Source organism: Pelagibaculum spongiae (assembly GCF_003097315.1).
GTDB classification, from domain to species: Bacteria; Pseudomonadota; Gammaproteobacteria; order Enterobacterales; family Pelagibaculaceae; genus Pelagibaculum; species Pelagibaculum spongiae.
The window spans coordinates 464,077-481,436 of record NZ_QDDL01000001.1; the positions used below are offsets into that span (position 1 = coordinate 464,077).

Annotated in this window: 15 protein-coding genes and 1 tRNA gene; 4 read left to right on the forward strand and 12 right to left on the reverse strand. The window is 42.2% G+C overall.

Translation table 11 applies throughout. From position 1 onward, the window contains the following. Positions 1 to 165: 165 nt before the first annotated feature. The 7 genes from DC094_RS02005 to DC094_RS21990 form a co-directional block, all read right to left on the reverse strand. Positions 166 to 1,488, reverse strand: a complete 1,323-nt coding sequence (locus DC094_RS02005; protein WP_116685411.1) for a hypothetical protein — start codon at positions 1,486 to 1,488, stop codon at positions 166 to 168. A gap of 208 nt (positions 1,489 to 1,696) precedes the next feature. Beyond that, positions 1,697 to 2,587 (reverse strand): hypothetical protein, encoded by an 891-nt coding sequence (locus DC094_RS02010; RefSeq protein WP_116685412.1) that lies wholly within the window; start codon positions 2,585 to 2,587, stop codon positions 1,697 to 1,699. A 606-nt stretch (positions 2,588 to 3,193) separates the two neighbouring features. After that, positions 3,194 to 4,291, reverse strand: a complete 1,098-nt coding sequence (locus DC094_RS02015) for a transposase (protein WP_116685413.1) — start codon at positions 4,289 to 4,291, stop codon at positions 3,194 to 3,196. A gap of 444 nt (positions 4,292 to 4,735) precedes the next feature. Beyond that, entirely contained in the window at positions 4,736 to 4,897 is a 162-nt protein-coding gene (locus DC094_RS21985; RefSeq protein WP_158527192.1) for a hypothetical protein, read from the reverse strand. A gap of 188 nt (positions 4,898 to 5,085) precedes the next feature. Beyond that, positions 5,086 to 5,232: a transposase gene (locus DC094_RS22670; RefSeq protein ID WP_255420855.1), complete on the reverse strand. Its 147-nt coding sequence runs from the start codon at positions 5,230 to 5,232 to the stop codon at positions 5,086 to 5,088. Positions 5,233 to 5,385: 153 nt separating this feature from the next. Next, entirely contained in the window at positions 5,386 to 5,721 is a 336-nt protein-coding gene (locus DC094_RS02025; RefSeq protein WP_116685415.1) for a hypothetical protein, read from the reverse strand. Positions 5,722 to 5,994: 273 nt separating this feature from the next. Beyond that, on the reverse strand, positions 5,995 to 6,165 hold the full coding sequence (locus DC094_RS21990; RefSeq protein ID WP_158527193.1) for a hypothetical protein: 171 nt from the start codon (positions 6,163 to 6,165) through the stop codon (positions 5,995 to 5,997). Positions 6,166 to 6,411: 246 nt separating this feature from the next. Between DC094_RS21990 and DC094_RS02030 the strand changes: the two genes are divergently transcribed. Then, positions 6,412 to 7,050, forward strand: a complete 639-nt coding sequence (locus DC094_RS02030) for a hypothetical protein (protein WP_116685416.1) — start codon at positions 6,412 to 6,414, stop codon at positions 7,048 to 7,050. A 916-nt stretch (positions 7,051 to 7,966) separates the two neighbouring features. Next, positions 7,967 to 8,377 (forward strand): hypothetical protein, encoded by a 411-nt coding sequence (locus DC094_RS02035; protein ID WP_133245441.1) that lies wholly within the window; start codon positions 7,967 to 7,969, stop codon positions 8,375 to 8,377. Between the two features lie 138 nt (positions 8,378 to 8,515). Here the strand turns inward: DC094_RS02035 and selD are convergent, their stop codons facing one another. From selD to DC094_RS02065, 5 genes are all read right to left on the reverse strand, one after another. Beyond that, complete coding sequence (gene selD, locus DC094_RS02040; RefSeq protein ID WP_116686171.1) at positions 8,516 to 9,574, reverse strand: selenide, water dikinase SelD; 1,059 nt, start codon at positions 9,572 to 9,574, stop codon at positions 8,516 to 8,518. A gap of 208 nt (positions 9,575 to 9,782) precedes the next feature. Beyond that, positions 9,783 to 11,567 carry a selenocysteine-specific translation elongation factor gene (gene selB, locus DC094_RS02050; protein ID WP_116685419.1) on the reverse strand — a complete coding sequence of 595 codons (1,785 nt, stop codon included), beginning with the start codon at positions 11,565 to 11,567 and terminating at the stop codon, positions 9,783 to 9,785. Positions 11,568 to 11,807: 240 nt separating this feature from the next. Further along, positions 11,808 to 13,190, reverse strand: coding sequence for an L-seryl-tRNA(Sec) selenium transferase (selA, locus tag DC094_RS02055; RefSeq protein ID WP_116685420.1), 1,383 nt, complete (start codon positions 13,188 to 13,190; stop codon positions 11,808 to 11,810). A gap of 235 nt (positions 13,191 to 13,425) precedes the next feature. Next, positions 13,426 to 13,517: transfer RNA gene (locus tag DC094_RS21995), tRNA-Sec, on the reverse strand. Between the two features lie 346 nt (positions 13,518 to 13,863). Next, a complete protein-coding gene (locus DC094_RS02065) occupies positions 13,864 to 14,904 on the reverse strand; it encodes a PTS sugar transporter subunit IIC (RefSeq protein ID WP_116685422.1) in 1,041 nt (346 codons plus the stop codon). A gap of 805 nt (positions 14,905 to 15,709) precedes the next feature. Here DC094_RS02065 and trxB point away from each other — a divergent pair. Further along, entirely contained in the window at positions 15,710 to 16,918 is a 1,209-nt protein-coding gene (gene trxB / locus DC094_RS02070; RefSeq protein WP_116685423.1) for a thioredoxin-disulfide reductase, read from the forward strand. Between the two features lie 58 nt (positions 16,919 to 16,976). Then, positions 16,977 to 17,294 (forward strand): thioredoxin TrxA, encoded by a 318-nt coding sequence (trxA, locus tag DC094_RS02075; protein ID WP_116685424.1) that lies wholly within the window; start codon positions 16,977 to 16,979, stop codon positions 17,292 to 17,294. The last annotated feature ends 66 nt before the right edge of the window (positions 17,295 to 17,360 follow it).

Below are 17,360 nucleotides of genomic sequence, written 5' to 3' on the forward strand. Positions count from 1 at the left end.
GCACTTGGATCTTTGCTATCTACCAGCGATAGTGAATCCTGCCAGTTAACTGTTTCAATCTCTTGAACTAACATAGTATCGTTAGCTACATCTTCTTTTTGGTAAGCACCCCCCCTAGGATGATTGCCGCCATTAATAATAGTTTTTTCATATTGTTTTTAGTGATTAGTTTCCAGCAGGATCTCCGTTAGGGTAGATCTCTCTAGGAACTATTGTTCCAAAGTTAGTAGATGTAGTCCATTGAAGCTGTGTCTCAATTATATACTGCAGTTGCTTATGCTCGTCGTTGATGTTTGCAGTACTAGCACATCGCTGTCCGTTTAACCATGAGATGAATGATAAAGTACCATCATCATTGATAACCCAATCAGCTAATCCGTCAGCAATATCTCCAGCAAACTTAAAGACCGGTCCACATTGTCTGCCTAGACGAAGGATCGCTCCAGTCGAAGTTTGCTTAACAAAGATAGAGTCAGTATCCCTAACTGATGCAAATTCGTCAGCAGTTTCAACAGGATTCTCTAAAGAACCAAGCACAGGAAGCACAGGATCACCTGTACAGATTCTACGATAGGAATAGTATGAAGTATTTGGATCAGCAATTATGTCTGCTTCAGTAAAGAATAATACACCTCTCCAATTAGAATAACCTAAAGATGGGTGACGGTAAGTAGTATTAGTATAAGATGGTACTAGAAATTGACTAGGCCAGTAGCTAGTTGGACCAGCTTGCTCAAACGAATCTAAGTCTGGTTGATCCTCTCCATTTAGTTGCCATTTAATCACACCATACTCAATTCGGTAATCACCTAGGCGAGTAGTGTATGAGTGGTTTTCAATACAGTCACGAATGAATTCATCGTTAGCGTCAAAAGGAAAGCTTACATAGCTCTCAACAGATCCGCCAGAGTTGTCTTCAGTATTGCTTTTGAATTTAATGTATGTGCGAGTATCAGCATAATAGAGATAAAACTCATCTCCTACAACGCCTTCTAAGCTATTTGCTCCCTCGACAGCATATAATAGATTATTACGAAGTAGCTCGTCTCGTTTAGTTACTAAATTAACATCTCCAGTGATACGTGTTCCAGTAACATCTACGCCTGTGAAATACACTTCATCAATCAAGTTAGAGTCTCTAACGTAATTAATAGTCTGTGAGTCATAGTGTTCTCCATGCCATATTCCTTCTCCGTGTGCTAGGACAACGAGTATAGTCACATCCGAGATATGCTCTGACCAGATAAGGTTAAAATCTCTAGTACGCCTGTCTTGAGTTCCAAGCTTAACTAATCCATGTCGAGGGACTGGAGTTGCATACCTTCCGGCATTAGGCTCCTTGCTGTCTACTTGAGTTAAGGAGTCCTGCCAACTATTTTCAACTTCTTGAATTTCAGCCTCTAAGACTGTTTGCTCTCCTTGCTGACAAGCAACCGTTCCCATAACGATTACTGCTAGTAATAATAGTTTTTTCATTGTCTTACTCATTATTCTAATTTTCCTCGTCAGGAATTGTTAAGGCGTCCCTTTATTATAATTTAATTAACTTTTTAATATCAGTTCTGTAAACGAATACACCTCTCTTAGCTCCTAGCGCTATTAATGCCAATAATCCAATTTCTAATAATCCTAATAATAACCTCCTCATAATTTTTTAATTTAAATATTAATAAAACATGCTGGACATAATTTGTCTTTATTGACGCTCTACATCCGGTTCTTGCTCATCAATATGTTGAAGCACAAGTTTAAGACGTGTTACGTCGATGGGCGTTTCTGAGTGACGGTTAATACGATCTACAGCCCACTGTTTAGTGTATGTTCCAGCTCGGTATCTTTTAGCTGAGTAGCGTTGAGATCCATTTAATGTTGCAATAGCACTGTCAACATCAAGGTTAAATATTTCTAATTCTGGGTGCAATAAAATCAAACGTTCAATCCACTCATTACCTATGGCATTTTCTTCAGTTGGAGTAGGTACATCTGGTTCAGAAATAACATCATCTGGTGTATCGATATTCCAGCACTGAGTGTATATCTGAGGGTCTAAGACATGCTCTTGAGCAGCGAACACTCCATCGAGTAACCATGGGAAATCTTCTACTAACTCAGGGAATAAGCTTGACGTAGAGTAACGGTACTCATAAGTACTTGCACCTTCACGAGCACGAGCTTCAAAGTTGTAAACCACATTATAATCAATAGGAGCTAAATCATGAGGTACAGCTAACATGTAAGCATTAACTTGGTCATGAACCTGAGGAATATTTAGGTTACCACCACCCATTCCATCAAAACTAGTGAAGTCGCGTGAAGTGCCATTTCGCAAGTATAAAGTAACCGTGTAGCGTGACTCTGTAGCACGATAACCTACAGGGCTAACACTATTAGAATCTCGATATGTTAAGTCTTGCATGCGAGGAGCTAAAAGTTGAGCCGTAACTGTAGTATCACCATTTAAATCGGTAACTGTATATGCGTAGCTACTGAAGCCATTAATGAAACAGCGTTGATACTGAACGTTGTCAGTTGCTAATGCTGGACCTGATGCTAGTAATAAACCAGCTGATAACAATAATTTATTCATTTATTTGCTTCTTTATTCACTATGTTGATCAGTAAAAATCTCTAGGGGCTGAAGGCATTGTTTAGTTAAATATATATTTAACAATTACTGTTAATGCGTAGTGATTCAGACTTAACCTGACAGCTGTCGATTATTTTTCCGAGATTGTCTTGTTAATTTTAACTGAATTCTTTTCAGCCCAAATCTTTTTTCCATATTCGAGTGTAGTCGCTAGCGTTCAGCCACCGCACATTTCCCCCTGATAAGTTCCTTCATGGTTGTAATATTCTACCCAGCGGTCTAAATCGGCACACCTTGCACCAACGGCGCAAAACCTCATCACTATTCCAGCTATTGGCTTTTTCTAGGTTAACGCACAGCACTAAATGATAATGGTTGCTCTGCTCTTTAATATTGTCTAAAACATGCCAGGCATTATTTATTTTATTCACAATAGAATATATTTAGGATCACGGAAATTTAAAATCATCCCGTAGGTTAGAAAAGCCCCAGCGCCGTCTGACGAATAATACAAAGTGTCAGATGGCGCTCCGTTAATCTAACCTACCTGGCATAAAATTAAGTGCCGAAAGAGATAGGGTATTTATTAAATTCTACGGCCCTCACTCATGAATTTTTAAATAATCGATCCGAACCCGAACCGCTGACCCAAAATTGTTTCAATTGAAGCGCATGTTTTCTTAGCGATGCCAAACACCCTACTGCCCGGTGGAATTTATTACCCCCTTGGCCCATAGTCTGAATCCAAACGGTTTGGTCAATATCTAACCGTTCAATAATCGGCGGTAAAGAATCATCTATTACAGCTTTTCCTGAACGAATAATTCGTGCGGCTTGGTCAACCAGCGTTAAATAATCTTGATAAGAGAAAGGAATGTTTTCTTGGGACGAGTCCTTGCTTTTAAAAGATTTTAGTTTTGGCTTAACTACAGAGCTACCTTTTTTTTCTTTAGCAGATTTGAATGATTTTTTCTTACTATTACGAATAATTCTTTGTTGGATCGAAGTATAATCTGACTGCTCTGGCGTTTTCGCTATACCTGCACGCAACGGATTTAAATCAACATAAGCCATGCAAGTTAAAATGGCTTGTTCATCTAACAAAGCCTGCGCTTTAAAGCGCCCTTCCCAAAAATGCCCAGTGCATTTATCTTCTTTATTCGCCATTCTTGCTAATGGTTCATTCAGGCTGCGCATAAACCAACTTAAATCGACCAACCGCTGGCGATATTCATCAACAAAACTTTCAACATATTGCAATTCTAACGGCATTAAATTGTCACCCTCTAAATAACGGCGAACCATTTCAGGCCCTTGGTACACTTTGCACCAACGGCGCAAAACCTCATCACCACTCCAGCTATTGGCTTTTTCTAAGTTAACGCACAGCACCAAATGGTAATGGTTACTCATCACGGTATAACTAGCAATTTCAATAGAAAAAGCGTCAGCCAGCAATGCCAAACGCTTAACAATCCAATCTCGGCGGTGCTCAAAGCTTTCACCGGTGTCCGGGTCAACACCACACAGCCACGCCTTGCGACATACCCTACTCATGCAGTGGAACCAATGGCAAAACTGTGGGTTCATTCCCACACGACGCGGCCCCACCTTGGCAATTTCAACCGTATCGGTATAGCGACGACCAAAATCAAAGGAGCTATCAGAAAGAGATTGAGCAGAATTAAAATTGTGATCTGTCATAGCACTGCATACCTACGCTATTGAAGTTTAGGTAGCATATAAAACAAAAACCCCGCTGAGAAATCAAAAAAATTAATTCGCAGCAGGGCTTTATAAATCAATTTATGCCTGGCAGGTTTTGTTCGCAATTTCAACCGTATCGGTATAGCGACGACCAAAATCAAACGGGCTATCAGAAAGAGGTTGAACAGAATTAAAATTATGACCTGTCATAGCACTGCATACCTACGCTATTGAAGTTTAGGTAGCATATAAAACAAAAACCCCGCTGAGAAATTAAAAGAATTAATTCGCAGCGGGGCTTTATAAATCAATTTATGCCTGGCAGGTTTTGTTTTCCAAAAACATGGTGTCGGGGAGGCTTTGTCGTTATTATTTGCGGGTAAATGGCCGGACTTTATTCAGAAGAAATTGGATCGGTTGGTATGACATGCTGAATGGTTACTATTTTTCTTTAACTTCAGACCTATTAGTAAAATCTAAACCTGCTTTGTTTTCTTCCATGAAGGCAATAAACTCTTTTGCTTTAGCTTCAGAGTTTATTGCGCCATTGATATCTCGATACCCCAACATATCAATGAATAATGTCCATTGTACTAATTTCACACGTGACCTCGACGATAAAACATAACGAGCCTGTAGATTAACCCGGTTCAATCAGAATTTTGAGTCTACTTGGTCTGCCAATGGCGAATCTCAGATTCATAATCGGGTGGTTCTGGCTCGGTTTGGTTGTTGCTTTGGTCGACTATATTGCCGGATTGTCGGTTTATTTTCCATCAATCAGATCAATCTCAAACTGCTTGGCCATATCTTTGAATTTTCTCGATGTTATGCACCATGCAGAACATCAACCACTGCGCATTCACCTTGGCCTTTCCTCGTAAACTGAATTGACGGAGACCTTTGGTTGTGTTGATGTTTCCAAAAGGCGGCTCCACTAAATCAATTTATGCCTGGCAAGTTTTGTTTTTTTTTAAAGGTTTACATTTACGAACTTTCATTGGGTGATAACCCAATTGATTGAGTTTGTTTAAAATAGTTCTTTCGCAAGGAAGGGTTTCGTCTTTGTATTTAAATTGAGAAATCAATTTCTAGCGAACCATGCCCGCAGTGATAGGGGTATAGCTTCGGGTGCTACGGAACGTGGGATCCGTCTGTGAAGTGGGCTCAACAATCTCTTGAATATGCTCAAGCAGCTGTGGCAGTCGTTCTTCAGCCTTTTTTTTACCGCGCAGATGGAATTGATCTTGAAAATCCTGGCCGGTGGCCAGCTCAATTGCGCCTTTCTGAATAGTGGATCGACTCCAGCCGGGGTGATCTTGTGCAAAAACTTGGCCGCCTCTGCCCAAAAAATCAACGACTTGTGCCATAAATTTACGTCTTGCACTGCCTTTGAGTTGATTGGCAGTGTCCTCCCATAACTTCATGTCTTTCGATTTAGGTATGTCTAACACAGCAGGAAACAATTTGAATGCGATATTTGTTTGGCAGCAGAACAATTGGATAGTTCAGGTTTTTTTTAAATTTCTGCGCCCCTTAGGTAGCATATAAAACAAAAACCCCGCTGAGAAATTAAAAGAATTATTTATTAGTAGGATCTTATAAATCAATTTATGCTTGGCAGGTTTTGTTTGCAAGCGGCTGTGGCAGTCGTTCTTCAGCCTTTTTCTACCGCGCAGATGGAATTGATCTTGAAAATCCTAGCCGGTGGCCAGCTCAATTGCGCCTTTCTGAATAGTGGAGCGACTCCAGCCAAGGTGATCTTGTGCAAAAACTTGGCCGCTTCTGCCTGAAGAATCAACGACTTGGGCCATAAATTTCCGTCTTGCACTGCCTTTGAGTTGATTGGCAGTGTCTTCCCATAACTTCATGTCTTTCGATTTAGGTATGTCTAACACAGCAGGAAACAATTTGAATGCGATATTTGTTTGGCAGCAGAACAATTCGATAGTTCAGGTTTTTTTAAATTTCTGCGCCCCTTAGGTAGCATATAAAACAAAAACCCCGCTGAGAAATTAAAAGAATTATTTATTAGTAGGATCTTATAAATCAATTTATGCTTGGCAGGTTTTGTTTGATAGTTGTAGCATAGCGTTTTGACGCTACTGGAGCTAAATATGAACAGTTTATTTCAAACCCAAGAGTATAGTGATGCAAGCCTGGTGAGAAAGTTGACAGATTATCCCGTTCAACGAAGAGGGTTATGTTTTGGAATGTCGCTAAACTGGTTGCGGTCAATCGCCAAGTTTAGTATTTTTGAAAAAAAAGAAGAGAGAATTTCTCGAATATCTGATAAAGAAGCTACAGATTCTTATTATTATTCAACTTTAGCTGTTCAAAATATATTTATTCAATTATTAAGAAAAAGCAAAAACAAAGGCGAAAGCAAAAACAAATGCTTGCACTCATCCCTGCAAGCGGCGGCAAATTTTGTTGGGTTGGAATTGGCGACATCCGAAAAAAACTTGAGTAGGATACCAATAGGTAGTGCGGAAGACAATCATTTGTTAACTGATCTTATGTTTTCTGCTCAAACGGGCTCATACTTTTTAATTGGAATTTACGCACCAGGAAATGGGCACGCTATCGCATGTCATGTTGAGAAATCTTTAGGCAAAAATTATTATGCTTTTTTTTGCTCAATGAATGGTGAGTATTTTGTACCAGAATCTTCCCTAGGTACTTGGATTAACCAACATTTGCGCTGTTTTCCTGGGACGGAAAAGTTCTTTGTTGCAGAATTAACTGCTCAATAATTAAACTAGGAAATTCTGGCTTTGGAAGCTACGCGACAGAAGCAACCTTATGATTTTGATAGAAAATATGAGATTGCTGCTATGCAAGGCGTAAATTTAGAAAACTGCATGGTGGTTTGCGTGAGCCGTAGCAATGTTTGAAATCAAGGGTCAGCCATTATAGAAGAGGCAATGCCTTTAGCGCCAGCAGAAATCAATTTATGCCTGGCAAGTTTTGTTTGGTATAGCGACGACCTAAATCAAAGGGGCTATCAGAAAGAGATTGAGCAGAATTAAAATTGTGATCTGTCATAGCACTGCATACCTACGCTATTGAAGTTTAGGTAGCATATAAAAGAAAAACCCTACTGAAAAATTAAAAGAATTAATTATTAGTAGGGTCTTATAAATCAATTTATGCCTGACAGGTTTTGTTTTGACAGGTTTTGTTTGCAATTCAAACTTTCCATTTTGGGTTATTGTGGTTCACTTTAGGATCAGCACAACCTACAGGTTTTGGAAAAATATCGGATGGTGCTTCGTGGCCACCCTGAATGGTGTCAGATGACGCTGCGTGACTACCACAGATAATGGAAATTCCAAAAAATAAAGGGATCATTCCTAGCCTAATCTAACCAACCGGCACAAAAAAACCGGAGCTGCTTTCGAAACTCCGGTTTTTTATACAACTGTAGCGGCAAGTCGTTACTTCAAAACTACCAGCGACTGATCTGCCGCTAGTACCTCAAACCAATCATGGGCTGCAAGCTATTCGACCACTGTAAACATGCTATTCAACTCAACTGGGCTTAAAATTGACGAATAATTTTATGACTGTCAAACAGTACCTTTCCTAAAGCGATTGATTTAAAATAATACGCTGCTCTTAAATTTTTTCGAAAGTGAATAATGATATGAAAACACTTTAGTATTTGCTGTGTTATTCAGCGGATGCTCCATTCCCTATGTTGCTCCTACAGAAGGCCCTCGCGCTGAAATCACCTTCAACAACATGACTAACGGAAAGCTTGGTCTAGCCTTTTATGAAATTTCTAAAAATTGCGAGCGACGCAAATCACTCCCCATCATAAAACCATCTGAAGAAGTCACTCATGTAGTTTTAGCTGACCAAGAGCTGTCATTTCAATACAGCGTGGGTTTTTCCGAGACCTATTGCCTACTGAATTTACGGTTCTTACCTGAAGACGGGCACAAGTATGTATTCAATGCAAAAAGTGAACTTTTTTCTTGCTACTGGGAAATGAATGACGCCACAAAAAAAGTCTCTATGGAAAAGCGAGAATGGCTCCGAGGTGATACTGAAAATTCAGCATTCTGTAAAGATTAAACAACCTGCCAGCGCCCCCTCCCACCTACAGCTATAACCAAACCAGCATTAAACAAAAAAGATTGCCTCAACCACTTAAACAAAAAACCGGAGCCACTTTCGCAACTCCGGTTTTTATACAACTGTAGCGGTAAGTCGTTACTTCATTACCACCAAAGTTTCTTCTGCCGCTCGATCGGTAATATCGCCAATCGGTTTTAACTCCAAGCCGTATTTCTGACCCAGTGCTTCAACGTCAGCGCATGCATCTTCAGATACTGCAACCAACAAACCGCCTGAGGTTTGTGGGTCACATAAAATCTGTTTTTGCTGTTCGGTGAGTTCAGCCACTTGATGGCCGAAGCTTTCGAAGTTGCGATGAGTTCCGCCTGGTACACAACCTAACTGGCGATAATGTTCTGCGCCTTCTACTAACGGCAGCGAATCAAAATCCAGTTCGGCCTGAAATTCACTGTCGCGAATCATTTCTAGCAGGTGGCCCATTAAACCAAAACCGGTGACATCAGTAACGGCTTGCACACCTGACATTTCGCCAAGATCTGCACCAATTTTATTTAACTGGCACATGGCATCGCGGGCAACATGGGCATGCTCGGCTTGCAATTTACCCTTTTTCTCTGCGGTAGTCAGAATGCCAATACCCAATGGTTTGGTTAAATAAAGCTTGTCGCCTTTTTTAACCGAGTTATTGCGTTTCACTTTTTCTGTTGGCACACGACCGGTAACTGCTAAACCAAAAATAGGTTCTGGCGCATCGATACTATGACCGCCTGCTAAAGGAATGCCGGCTTCCAAACAAGCTGCTCGACCACCTTCAATAACTTTGCGCGCAACTTCTGGGCCGAGCTTGTTAATTGGCCAACCTAAAATGGCAATCGCCATCATGGGTTTTCCGCCCATTGCGTAGACATCACTAATCGAGTTGGCTGCCGCGATACGGCCGAAGTCGTATGGGTCGTCAACAATCGGCATAAAGAAATCGGTGGTCGAGATTATTGACTCACCATTTCCCATATCAAACACAGCCGCATCGTCGCTGGTGTCATTACCAACGATTAAACCAGGAAAGTCAGGCGATGCTTCCATTCCTTGAAGAATTTGTCCCAGAACTCTGGGAGAAAGTTTGCAGCCTCAGCCAGCGCCATGGGAATACTGGGTGAGACGGACCGGTTCAGTTGTTTCGATTTCTTGACTCATCGTTTTCATCCTGCCTGCTAATTTGCTGGCTTTTCCAACCCGCCCTGAAAGAACAAGAGCCAAGACGAGTTAGTGAGTAATAACTTATAAATGCTGCGATTAACAAAATCGACAACACTCACGATATCAGATAGCGACAACAATACTTGAAGCACCAACAACGCTTTAAATACACAAACGATGTCGGATGGCGCTGCGCTCATCCAACCTATAATTCAGCTTGTGGCAACTTCAGCACGACCCGCTCTGGATTCTCATTACGAACAAAACCATCAATCGACATGCGGTTGAGCAACGGAATCAGGAATTTTCGCGATAGGCCGGAAATTTCTCTAGCTTGCGCAATGGTCATTTTGTCACCGACTGCTCGACCTTGAAGAATTTCAACCACCAGCTCTTGGTATAAATCAAGCGGGTAATATAACTTGCCTTCCATTTGAATGATAAATTCAAGTCGCACCAAGTTTCGCAGTTCTTTCTGGGCACCTGGAATTTTTTCACGTTCGGCTTCGAAACCTGCTTTTCCGTTGTCACGGATTTTTTGTAAAATGGTCAGTGCCAACTCAGATAGCTGCGCTTCATCAGCACCGCCACCTGTTTGCCATACACCACCTTGATTTCGAATCAATCCTTGCTCTTGCAACTGGTTGAGCAGCAATTCCAACAAGCCAATTTCTATAGACAACTTGGAACTGATTTCATCCGCACTAAATGTGGTCGTTTCTGAGCCAAGGAGTTCAACGATTTTGTCGAAACTTTTTTGCTGGAAACTCTGGGTGGCCAACCAACGGCCCAAGGTCACATAATCACCCGAAAGTGAGCGTTCACTCACAGAAATTTCAGCATAGCCATTGATTTCTAAGCCGAGCTGTTGCTCTAGGTGTGTTTCGAGTTTTTCAGGTAATCGCTCTAGCATTGGCTGAACTTTGCTACGCAATGAACGCTCAAGCTCACCCATCCAAACCACTTCGGCAGCATGTAAAATGTCGCTACCACCGTGGCGAATGATCACTAGCTTTTGCCCCCAGTGACAACTAATTGCATCGCTAATTTTCAAGCGGGCAAAACGGCTATCTTTTAACGGGATCAAACGTGCCAATGAGTGAGCCGTTCCTAACACCACTTCCACTTCACGGTTGTGCTTGCCACCAGCGGCTTCAAAATCCAGCCGCACCAGCATATCTTTAATCGGTTTAAAGCCACTGCCGCTAGCAACCAAACAATGCCCACGCTCGACATCTTTTTTGGCAACACCTTTAAGGCCCACCGCCACTCGCGAAGTGGGCACGGCAGTTTTCAGATCTTTTTTATAAGATTGAAGTGCTTTAACTTGCACTTGCTGGCCGCCCGGCAACATGGTCATTTTCTGGCCATGTTCAATTTGCTCACCCGCTAACGAACCGGTTACCACAGTACCAATGCCGTTAACGGTAAACACTCTATCTATATAAAGGTGTGAACCTGGCATGCGCGGCGGTTGCTCACCAGTGCGTAATTGCTTAAGCACCATTTGACGCAATTTTTGAATGTTAGTGCCTTCAAGTGCAGAAACGCTAATGGAATCTGGCAAGATATCGGCGATTTCCATGCATTTATCTAGCGCGTCTTCTTCAACCATCGCTAATGTTTCAGCATCAACCAAGTCACATTTATTGACCACCAAAATAACGTTGCTTACCCCCATGGCAGAAAGCACACGTAAATGGTCGGTGGTCATTGGCATCCAGCCTTCTTCAGCAGAAATCACCAGCAATGCTAAATCAAGACTCCAAACACCGGATACCATGTTGCGGATATAACGCTCGTGACCCGGTACATCGATCACACCTACCGCACCGCCTTCATCATCGGGGAACCAGGCAAAGCCCAAATCCATGGTCATACCACGGTCTTGTTCATGCTTACGCGCGGTCATAATGCCGGTTAATGCATGAATCAGTGCTGTTTTACCGTGGTCTACGTGGCCGGCAGTGCCAATAACTGCATTTCTCACGCGGCGAACTCCTAACCATTTTCTGACATTCAGTAATTTTTGCTGGATTTAAATATGTTCCCGGCAAATAGTCTTTTTACAAATATCAGATTTTTTAAATTTAACTCCGGGTTATAAATTAATTACTTAAAATAAACAAAAAAAAGGTTTTACCAATTTAATTTATTTTCGAATTAATTTTCTCCGGCGCACTTATTTAACCAAAAACTTTTTAACTGGATACATCACTCAACAGCAACACTAGCTTTGTAAGTAATTACTCAGCTGCTGCTCTAGCACCGACCAATCTTGCGGCAGAATAGTCGCCATATTCAAAATCACTCGGCCATCACGGATCGTGCCGATAACCGGGGTTGGCCAGCAACGCATGGTCTCGAGCAATTTATCAGGCCGCTGGTTGAGCTTTAGCTCCAGCGCCCATGATGGGAAGTATTCATCTGGCGTCGTGCCACCGCCCACCATCATTTGATCCTGGAAAAGCTCAACCGAGCGCTTAGGCTGATCGGCCAACAAAGCATTTAAATTCTCTGCCAGTTGGGCACCTTTTTGCTGTGCCTGGTCAACCCAATTAACCGTTGCTTCTGCAATGCCGCTACCAGCCTGCTTTTTATTGAGTTTTTGAATCATCAGTTCTTCAAGCATTGAATAGACCATTCGGCAAGGTCTAAAGGCACGCATTAATGGGTGCTTTTCAATTCGCTTGATTAATGGCCGCTTGCCACTAATGATCCCGGCTTGCGGGCCACCGATAATTTTATCGCCTGAAAAACACACCAAATCAGCACCACTTTTTAAGTAACTGCTCACTTGGGGTTCATCGGTGAAGGTTTCTGTGGTCATGCCGCAGCCCTGATCCATCGCCAACAAAACATGCTTGGGCAACCGGTCGGCCACTTCTTTAATTGAAGGTGACTCAGTAAAGCCGCGAATCGCAAAATTGGAACGGTGCACCATCAATACCATGGCGGTATTTTCTGTTACGGCATCGATATAGTCATCGGCAGTGGTGATGTTAGTGGTGCCCACTTCAACCAATATTGCGCCGGACTGCTGCAAAATATCAGGAATGCGGAAACCGCCACCAATTTGGATCTGCTCGCCACGAGAAACAATGACTTCTTTTCCGCTGGCCAATTCGCTAAGTAATAAATAAATAGCCGACGCATTGTTATTAACCACCGTCGAATCTTCGGCGCTGGTTAATGCGGTTAAAAGCTGAGGAATAATTCCTTTTCTTTGTCCGCGCTTGCCGTCATTTAATTTAATTTCCAGATTACAGTAGCCAGTGTTCGCTGCCTTTACTGCATCCCAGATATCCGGATCAATCGGAGATCGACCTAGATTGGTGTGAATGACCGTACCTGTCGCATTGATTACCCGCTGATGGCGCTGCTGCAGTTGATCATCACAAATATGGTGGATCGCTTTCCAAACCGCTTTTTCAGTGACACCTTCGCTACGGAAGGTTTCGCTGGCACGAATTTTAGCCAAGGCTTGGCGCACCAATGCAGTCACTAAAGGACGGCTTAATTGATCGATATGTTTTTGAAGAGAAGGCGCCTGAAGAATCTGCTCCACTTGGGGTAAGCGGCGAGATAGGCTGTCGTTAGATTGTTCGGTCATGAATCACACTCCCGTACTCCACATAGGATAGAGCACCAAGATTGAAGCATTCGGTTAAGTATTAGTGCCTTATTAATTATCAAATCGCCCGAGGGACAAAACTCGAGACTTTTTAGATAAAACATAAAGTATCAATACAAAAAAAGCCGATACACCACGTGTATCAGCTTTCTAATATTCGCCACCGGGTTAACTAACCGCGACAAACAAAACAGATTGTGGTGACGAAAAAATTTGGCGGAAGAGGCAAGAATCGAACTTGCCATAGCCGAAGCGGCTAACAACGGTTTTGAAGACCGCGGAGACCACCAGATCTCATCTGCTTCCGAATATGCGTTTTATAATAGCCTAAAAAACGATTTAAACATTGCTTTAAATCAGCCCTGCAAATTTTTGTGCTTTTTATTTTTAATTTCAAAAACACAAAAGGTCTTACCATTGAGCGCTTTAGTCATACGCTTCTTTATTTAACAATTTTTTAAAACCACAAATTACGCATGGTTTATTGCTAGCTATATTAGATAAAACAATTTTACAGGAACACTTAAAACAAACTGCCCTACTAAACATTCTCTAGCTAAAACCCTATGGCTGTAGCTAAAAAAACAAAGGGCCTTGCAAGCAAGGCCCTTTGTTAGATCGAGATTATAACGCGTGCTACAGAGAAGGCAATTTATGCAGCCTCTGGAACCATCTCAGCTTCTGCACTGATTGGCTTGCCGCGCATTTTTGCAACTCGGATATGTACTTCTGTACATACAAAGCCTGCTGCAATACCACCGATTGCTGCGCCAACAATCGCCATCAATACAGTCGATGCATCGTTAAAGGCGAATGGTGCCAACAAACCTGGGATTGGAGCCGCAGTACCTGGAGCGTTGTTGATGATGTTGAAGTAAACCGCAACCATACCTGCCAACGCACCACCAAAGAAGTTACAAGAGTAAACTTTGAATGCGTTACGGGTAACGATGTCAGCCTGAGTCAGTGGCTCCAGCATGATTGCTGCAACACGACTGTTATCACCCAGCTTCAGACGCTTGAAGATAATACCGTTAGTGAATGAGCCGCCGACACAAGCCAGTGCTGCAATACCCATCGGTAGCCCCGTCAGTCCCAGTATGGCGGTTAGTGCCATGGAGCTGAGTGGAGAAGTACAGATCATCTTGATCAGACCGCCTAACAAGAAGCCCATCATGTATGGAGATGATGTGGTTGCTTGTGTGATCGCGCCGCCAATTACAGCCATCGCGCTATCAACAACTGGGCCTGAGTAGAAGGCAATTAAATAAGCGATTGGAGCAATAACGATGGCGCCAACGATCATATCGATGCCGTCTGGCAAATGACGCTGAATTTGCTGTGATAAGAACGAGCAAATATAACCAGCAATAAAGCCAGCTAAAATGCCAGAACCTTTAACAGCAATTGCTGCAACGATAGCAAATACAGGTGCAACACCCAGAGAAAGTGCAACTAAAGCTGCTGCTGCTGGGCCACCCATGGAGCCTGCTGCCAAACCAGTCTCTTTCAAGAAACCGATTCCCATGAAATCACCGGTGATATAAGCGTGTACTGCTTCTACCAGAAAACTTGCAACTGCTGCAGCCGCAAGGCCGCCCATTGCTTTGTTGCCCTTAGGGGCGTAACGACTGAATAACGAAAACACAGTTAAGGCTGCTAATAGCAAGCCAATACCTTTAACGAGTTCCATGCTGATACCTCTCTTTACCTGCAGGATGATCTTTATATGATCTTTTAAAAATTCTTCTGTACGGCGCTTTTCTTTCACCGTCGAATGCAATCAACTAAATTGCAGTGAGGCTCGATTTTGTAACCAAAATAAAGTTGGCGTGTGACCGGGATCAACTTCCACTGGTATGACAATTCATTCCCGTCGAATTTATGATCTGCATTGGCATCTTCTTTTGTTTTTGGTTTTTTTTAGTGTTAACTTAATCTTCAATGCAACAATTTCGCATTGAATTTAATCCCACCAGATTTACATCTGTATCACTTTCAGAAAAATTCCTGACAACTCGAAACTATTTATTATTTTCTAAAAAAGCATTTTTAGCGACACAAATAAATTTTGGTATTACCAAAACATCAACTACCTTTGTTTTGACTAGTAGTATGCAGACTTTGGTAATACCAAATAACTGACACTATTTAGCGTTTATCTGTTATGTAAATAAAATTTGTCTTACCAATATCTAGAAATCGAAATTAACTTTTAAATATAACCAGTTAGGTCTTTTTAAAATTAACGTGACACAAAATCATTTTCAAAAAAAGTGAATGTTCACAATATTTATTGAATAAAAAGACCCTCTGTTGCTACAGATCAATTACCTCTAAAGGGTTAAAGAGCACCATTCTCGCAGGGTTATTTAGTGGCCGCTAACGAAGTTAATTTGTTGCTAGGATGGCAGAATTATTAAACAACGTACTTGTTGTTTAGCCACCGATAAAACAGACCGTTAGCTTGAGTCAACGAACAGTAAGGAATGAGTGACATGACTGATATCTATGACGTTCTTATTATTGGTGGAGGCCCTGGTGGTCTGACTGCTGGTATTTATTGTGCACGCGGTAAAATGAAGACACTTATGTTAGAAGGTGCTTCACGTACTGGCGGACAGTGTGCAAAAACTTCTGAGCTAGAAAACTGGCCTGGTGTAATGGAATCTACCGGCCCAGCGCTGATGGACACTTTCCAAGCACATGCTGAAAAATTCGGTGTAGAAATCAAACGTGGTGAAGTCACCGACATTAAAGTGGCAGACGATGGTTTTATTAAAACTGTCACCACTAAAAAAGGTGAAACTTACCAAGCCAAGAGCCTGATTCTTTCTACAGGTGCTGGCCCACGCATTCTGAATATTCCTGGCGAAAAAGAATTCACCGGCAAAGGTGTTTCTTATTGCGCAACTTGCGATGCTGACTTCTTTGAAGATTTAGACATCGTTGTTGTAGGTAGCGGTAATACTGCAGTTGAAGAATCAGTATTCCTGACTAAGTTCGTTAACAGCGTGAAAATGGTTGTACTGCACGACGAAGGTACTCTAGACGCTGACCGTACTGCCCAAGAGCAGGCTTTCGCTAACGACAAGATTGAGTTCATCTGGAACTCTTCTGTCGCTGAAATTTGCGGTGACGAATTAGTTGGTGGCGTTAAGGTTAAAAACCTGAAGACTGGTGAGATTGAAGAAGTCGAGTGTGACGGCGTATTCATGTTCGTTGGTACCGTACCTAACACCAAGTTCCTGGAAGGCTTCGTTGAATTAAGCAACGGCGGCTACATCACCACTGGTGACATGCAAGAAACCAACGTTCCTGGCGTATTTGCTGCTGGCGACGTATGTGACAAATTCTTGCGTCAGGTAGTAACTGCAGCGGGCGACGGTGCAACTGCAGCGGTTGCTTCAGAGCGTTACATCCACGAAGAAGAACACTGGCAGCATTCAGTCACTAAAGCTGAAGGCGATGTGCTGGTTGTATTCTGGAATCCTCTGGAAGAAATGAGCATCGAAATGATGCCTCACCTAGATAAGCTAGCAGCTGATAACAGCTTGAAGCTGGTCACTATGGATACTTATAAAAGCAGCAATATCGCAGATCGCTATAGCGTTTCTGGCGGCTTTACTGTTATTCACTTCCGTGACGGCCAAGAAATTAAGCGTGTTGCATCACCAACTGCTGACACTTTAAAAGAATTGTTATAATCGATTAATTTCGTTTATTAAGTTTTTATTAATATTTAAATTTATTAGGGGCACTAAAATGCTTGATATCACTAAAGACAATTTCGAAGAAGAAGTTACTAATTTTGAAGGCGTTGTAATGATTGACTTCTGGGGCGAGAGCTGCGGTCGTTGCATGGAAATTATGCCTGACGTAGTTGCTCTGTCTGAGCAGTACGGCGACAAGATTAAGTTCTGTAAGTTGAATATCAAAGGTGGCCGTCGCTTAGCTATGAAGCAAGGCGTAATGGGCTTGCCTTCAATGGTCTTCTACGTCAACGGTGAGAAGCAAGAGCACCTGTCTGGCGAAGAAATGGACGCTTCAGAAATCGAAGCTTCTATTAAAAAATACCTTTAAGTGCTTTGCGACGTAATAATTACTGACTTTAATCATCGTCTCGTAAATTCAGCGTCGTAGAATACT

What these genes read in the sequence shown, in the direction of transcription:
- DC094_RS02005 (WP_116685411.1), bottom strand. Translation starts at nt 1,488, where the DNA reads ATGAGTAAGACAATGAAAAAACTATTATTACTAGCAGTAATCGTTATG.
- DC094_RS02010 (WP_116685412.1), bottom strand. Translation starts at nt 2,587, where the DNA reads ATGAATAAATTATTGTTATCAGCTGGTTTATTACTAGCATCAGGTCCA.
- DC094_RS02015 (WP_116685413.1), bottom strand. Translation starts at nt 4,291, where the DNA reads ATGACAGATCACAATTTTAATTCTGCTCAATCTCTTTCTGATAGCTCC.
- DC094_RS02025 (WP_116685415.1), bottom strand. Translation starts at nt 5,721, where the DNA reads ATGAAGTTATGGGAGGACACTGCCAATCAACTCAAAGGCAGTGCAAGA.
- DC094_RS21990 (WP_158527193.1), bottom strand. Translation starts at nt 6,165, where the DNA reads ATGAAGTTATGGGAAGACACTGCCAATCAACTCAAAGGCAGTGCAAGA.
- DC094_RS02030 (WP_116685416.1), top strand. Translation starts at nt 6,412, where the DNA reads ATGAACAGTTTATTTCAAACCCAAGAGTATAGTGATGCAAGCCTGGTG.
- selA (WP_116685420.1), bottom strand. Translation starts at nt 13,190, where the DNA reads ATGACCGAACAATCTAACGACAGCCTATCTCGCCGCTTACCCCAAGTG.
- DC094_RS02065 (WP_116685422.1), bottom strand. Translation starts at nt 14,904, where the DNA reads ATGGAACTCGTTAAAGGTATTGGCTTGCTATTAGCAGCCTTAACTGTG.
- trxB (WP_116685423.1), top strand. Translation starts at nt 15,710, where the DNA reads ATGACTGATATCTATGACGTTCTTATTATTGGTGGAGGCCCTGGTGGT.
- trxA (WP_116685424.1), top strand. Translation starts at nt 16,977, where the DNA reads ATGCTTGATATCACTAAAGACAATTTCGAAGAAGAAGTTACTAATTTT.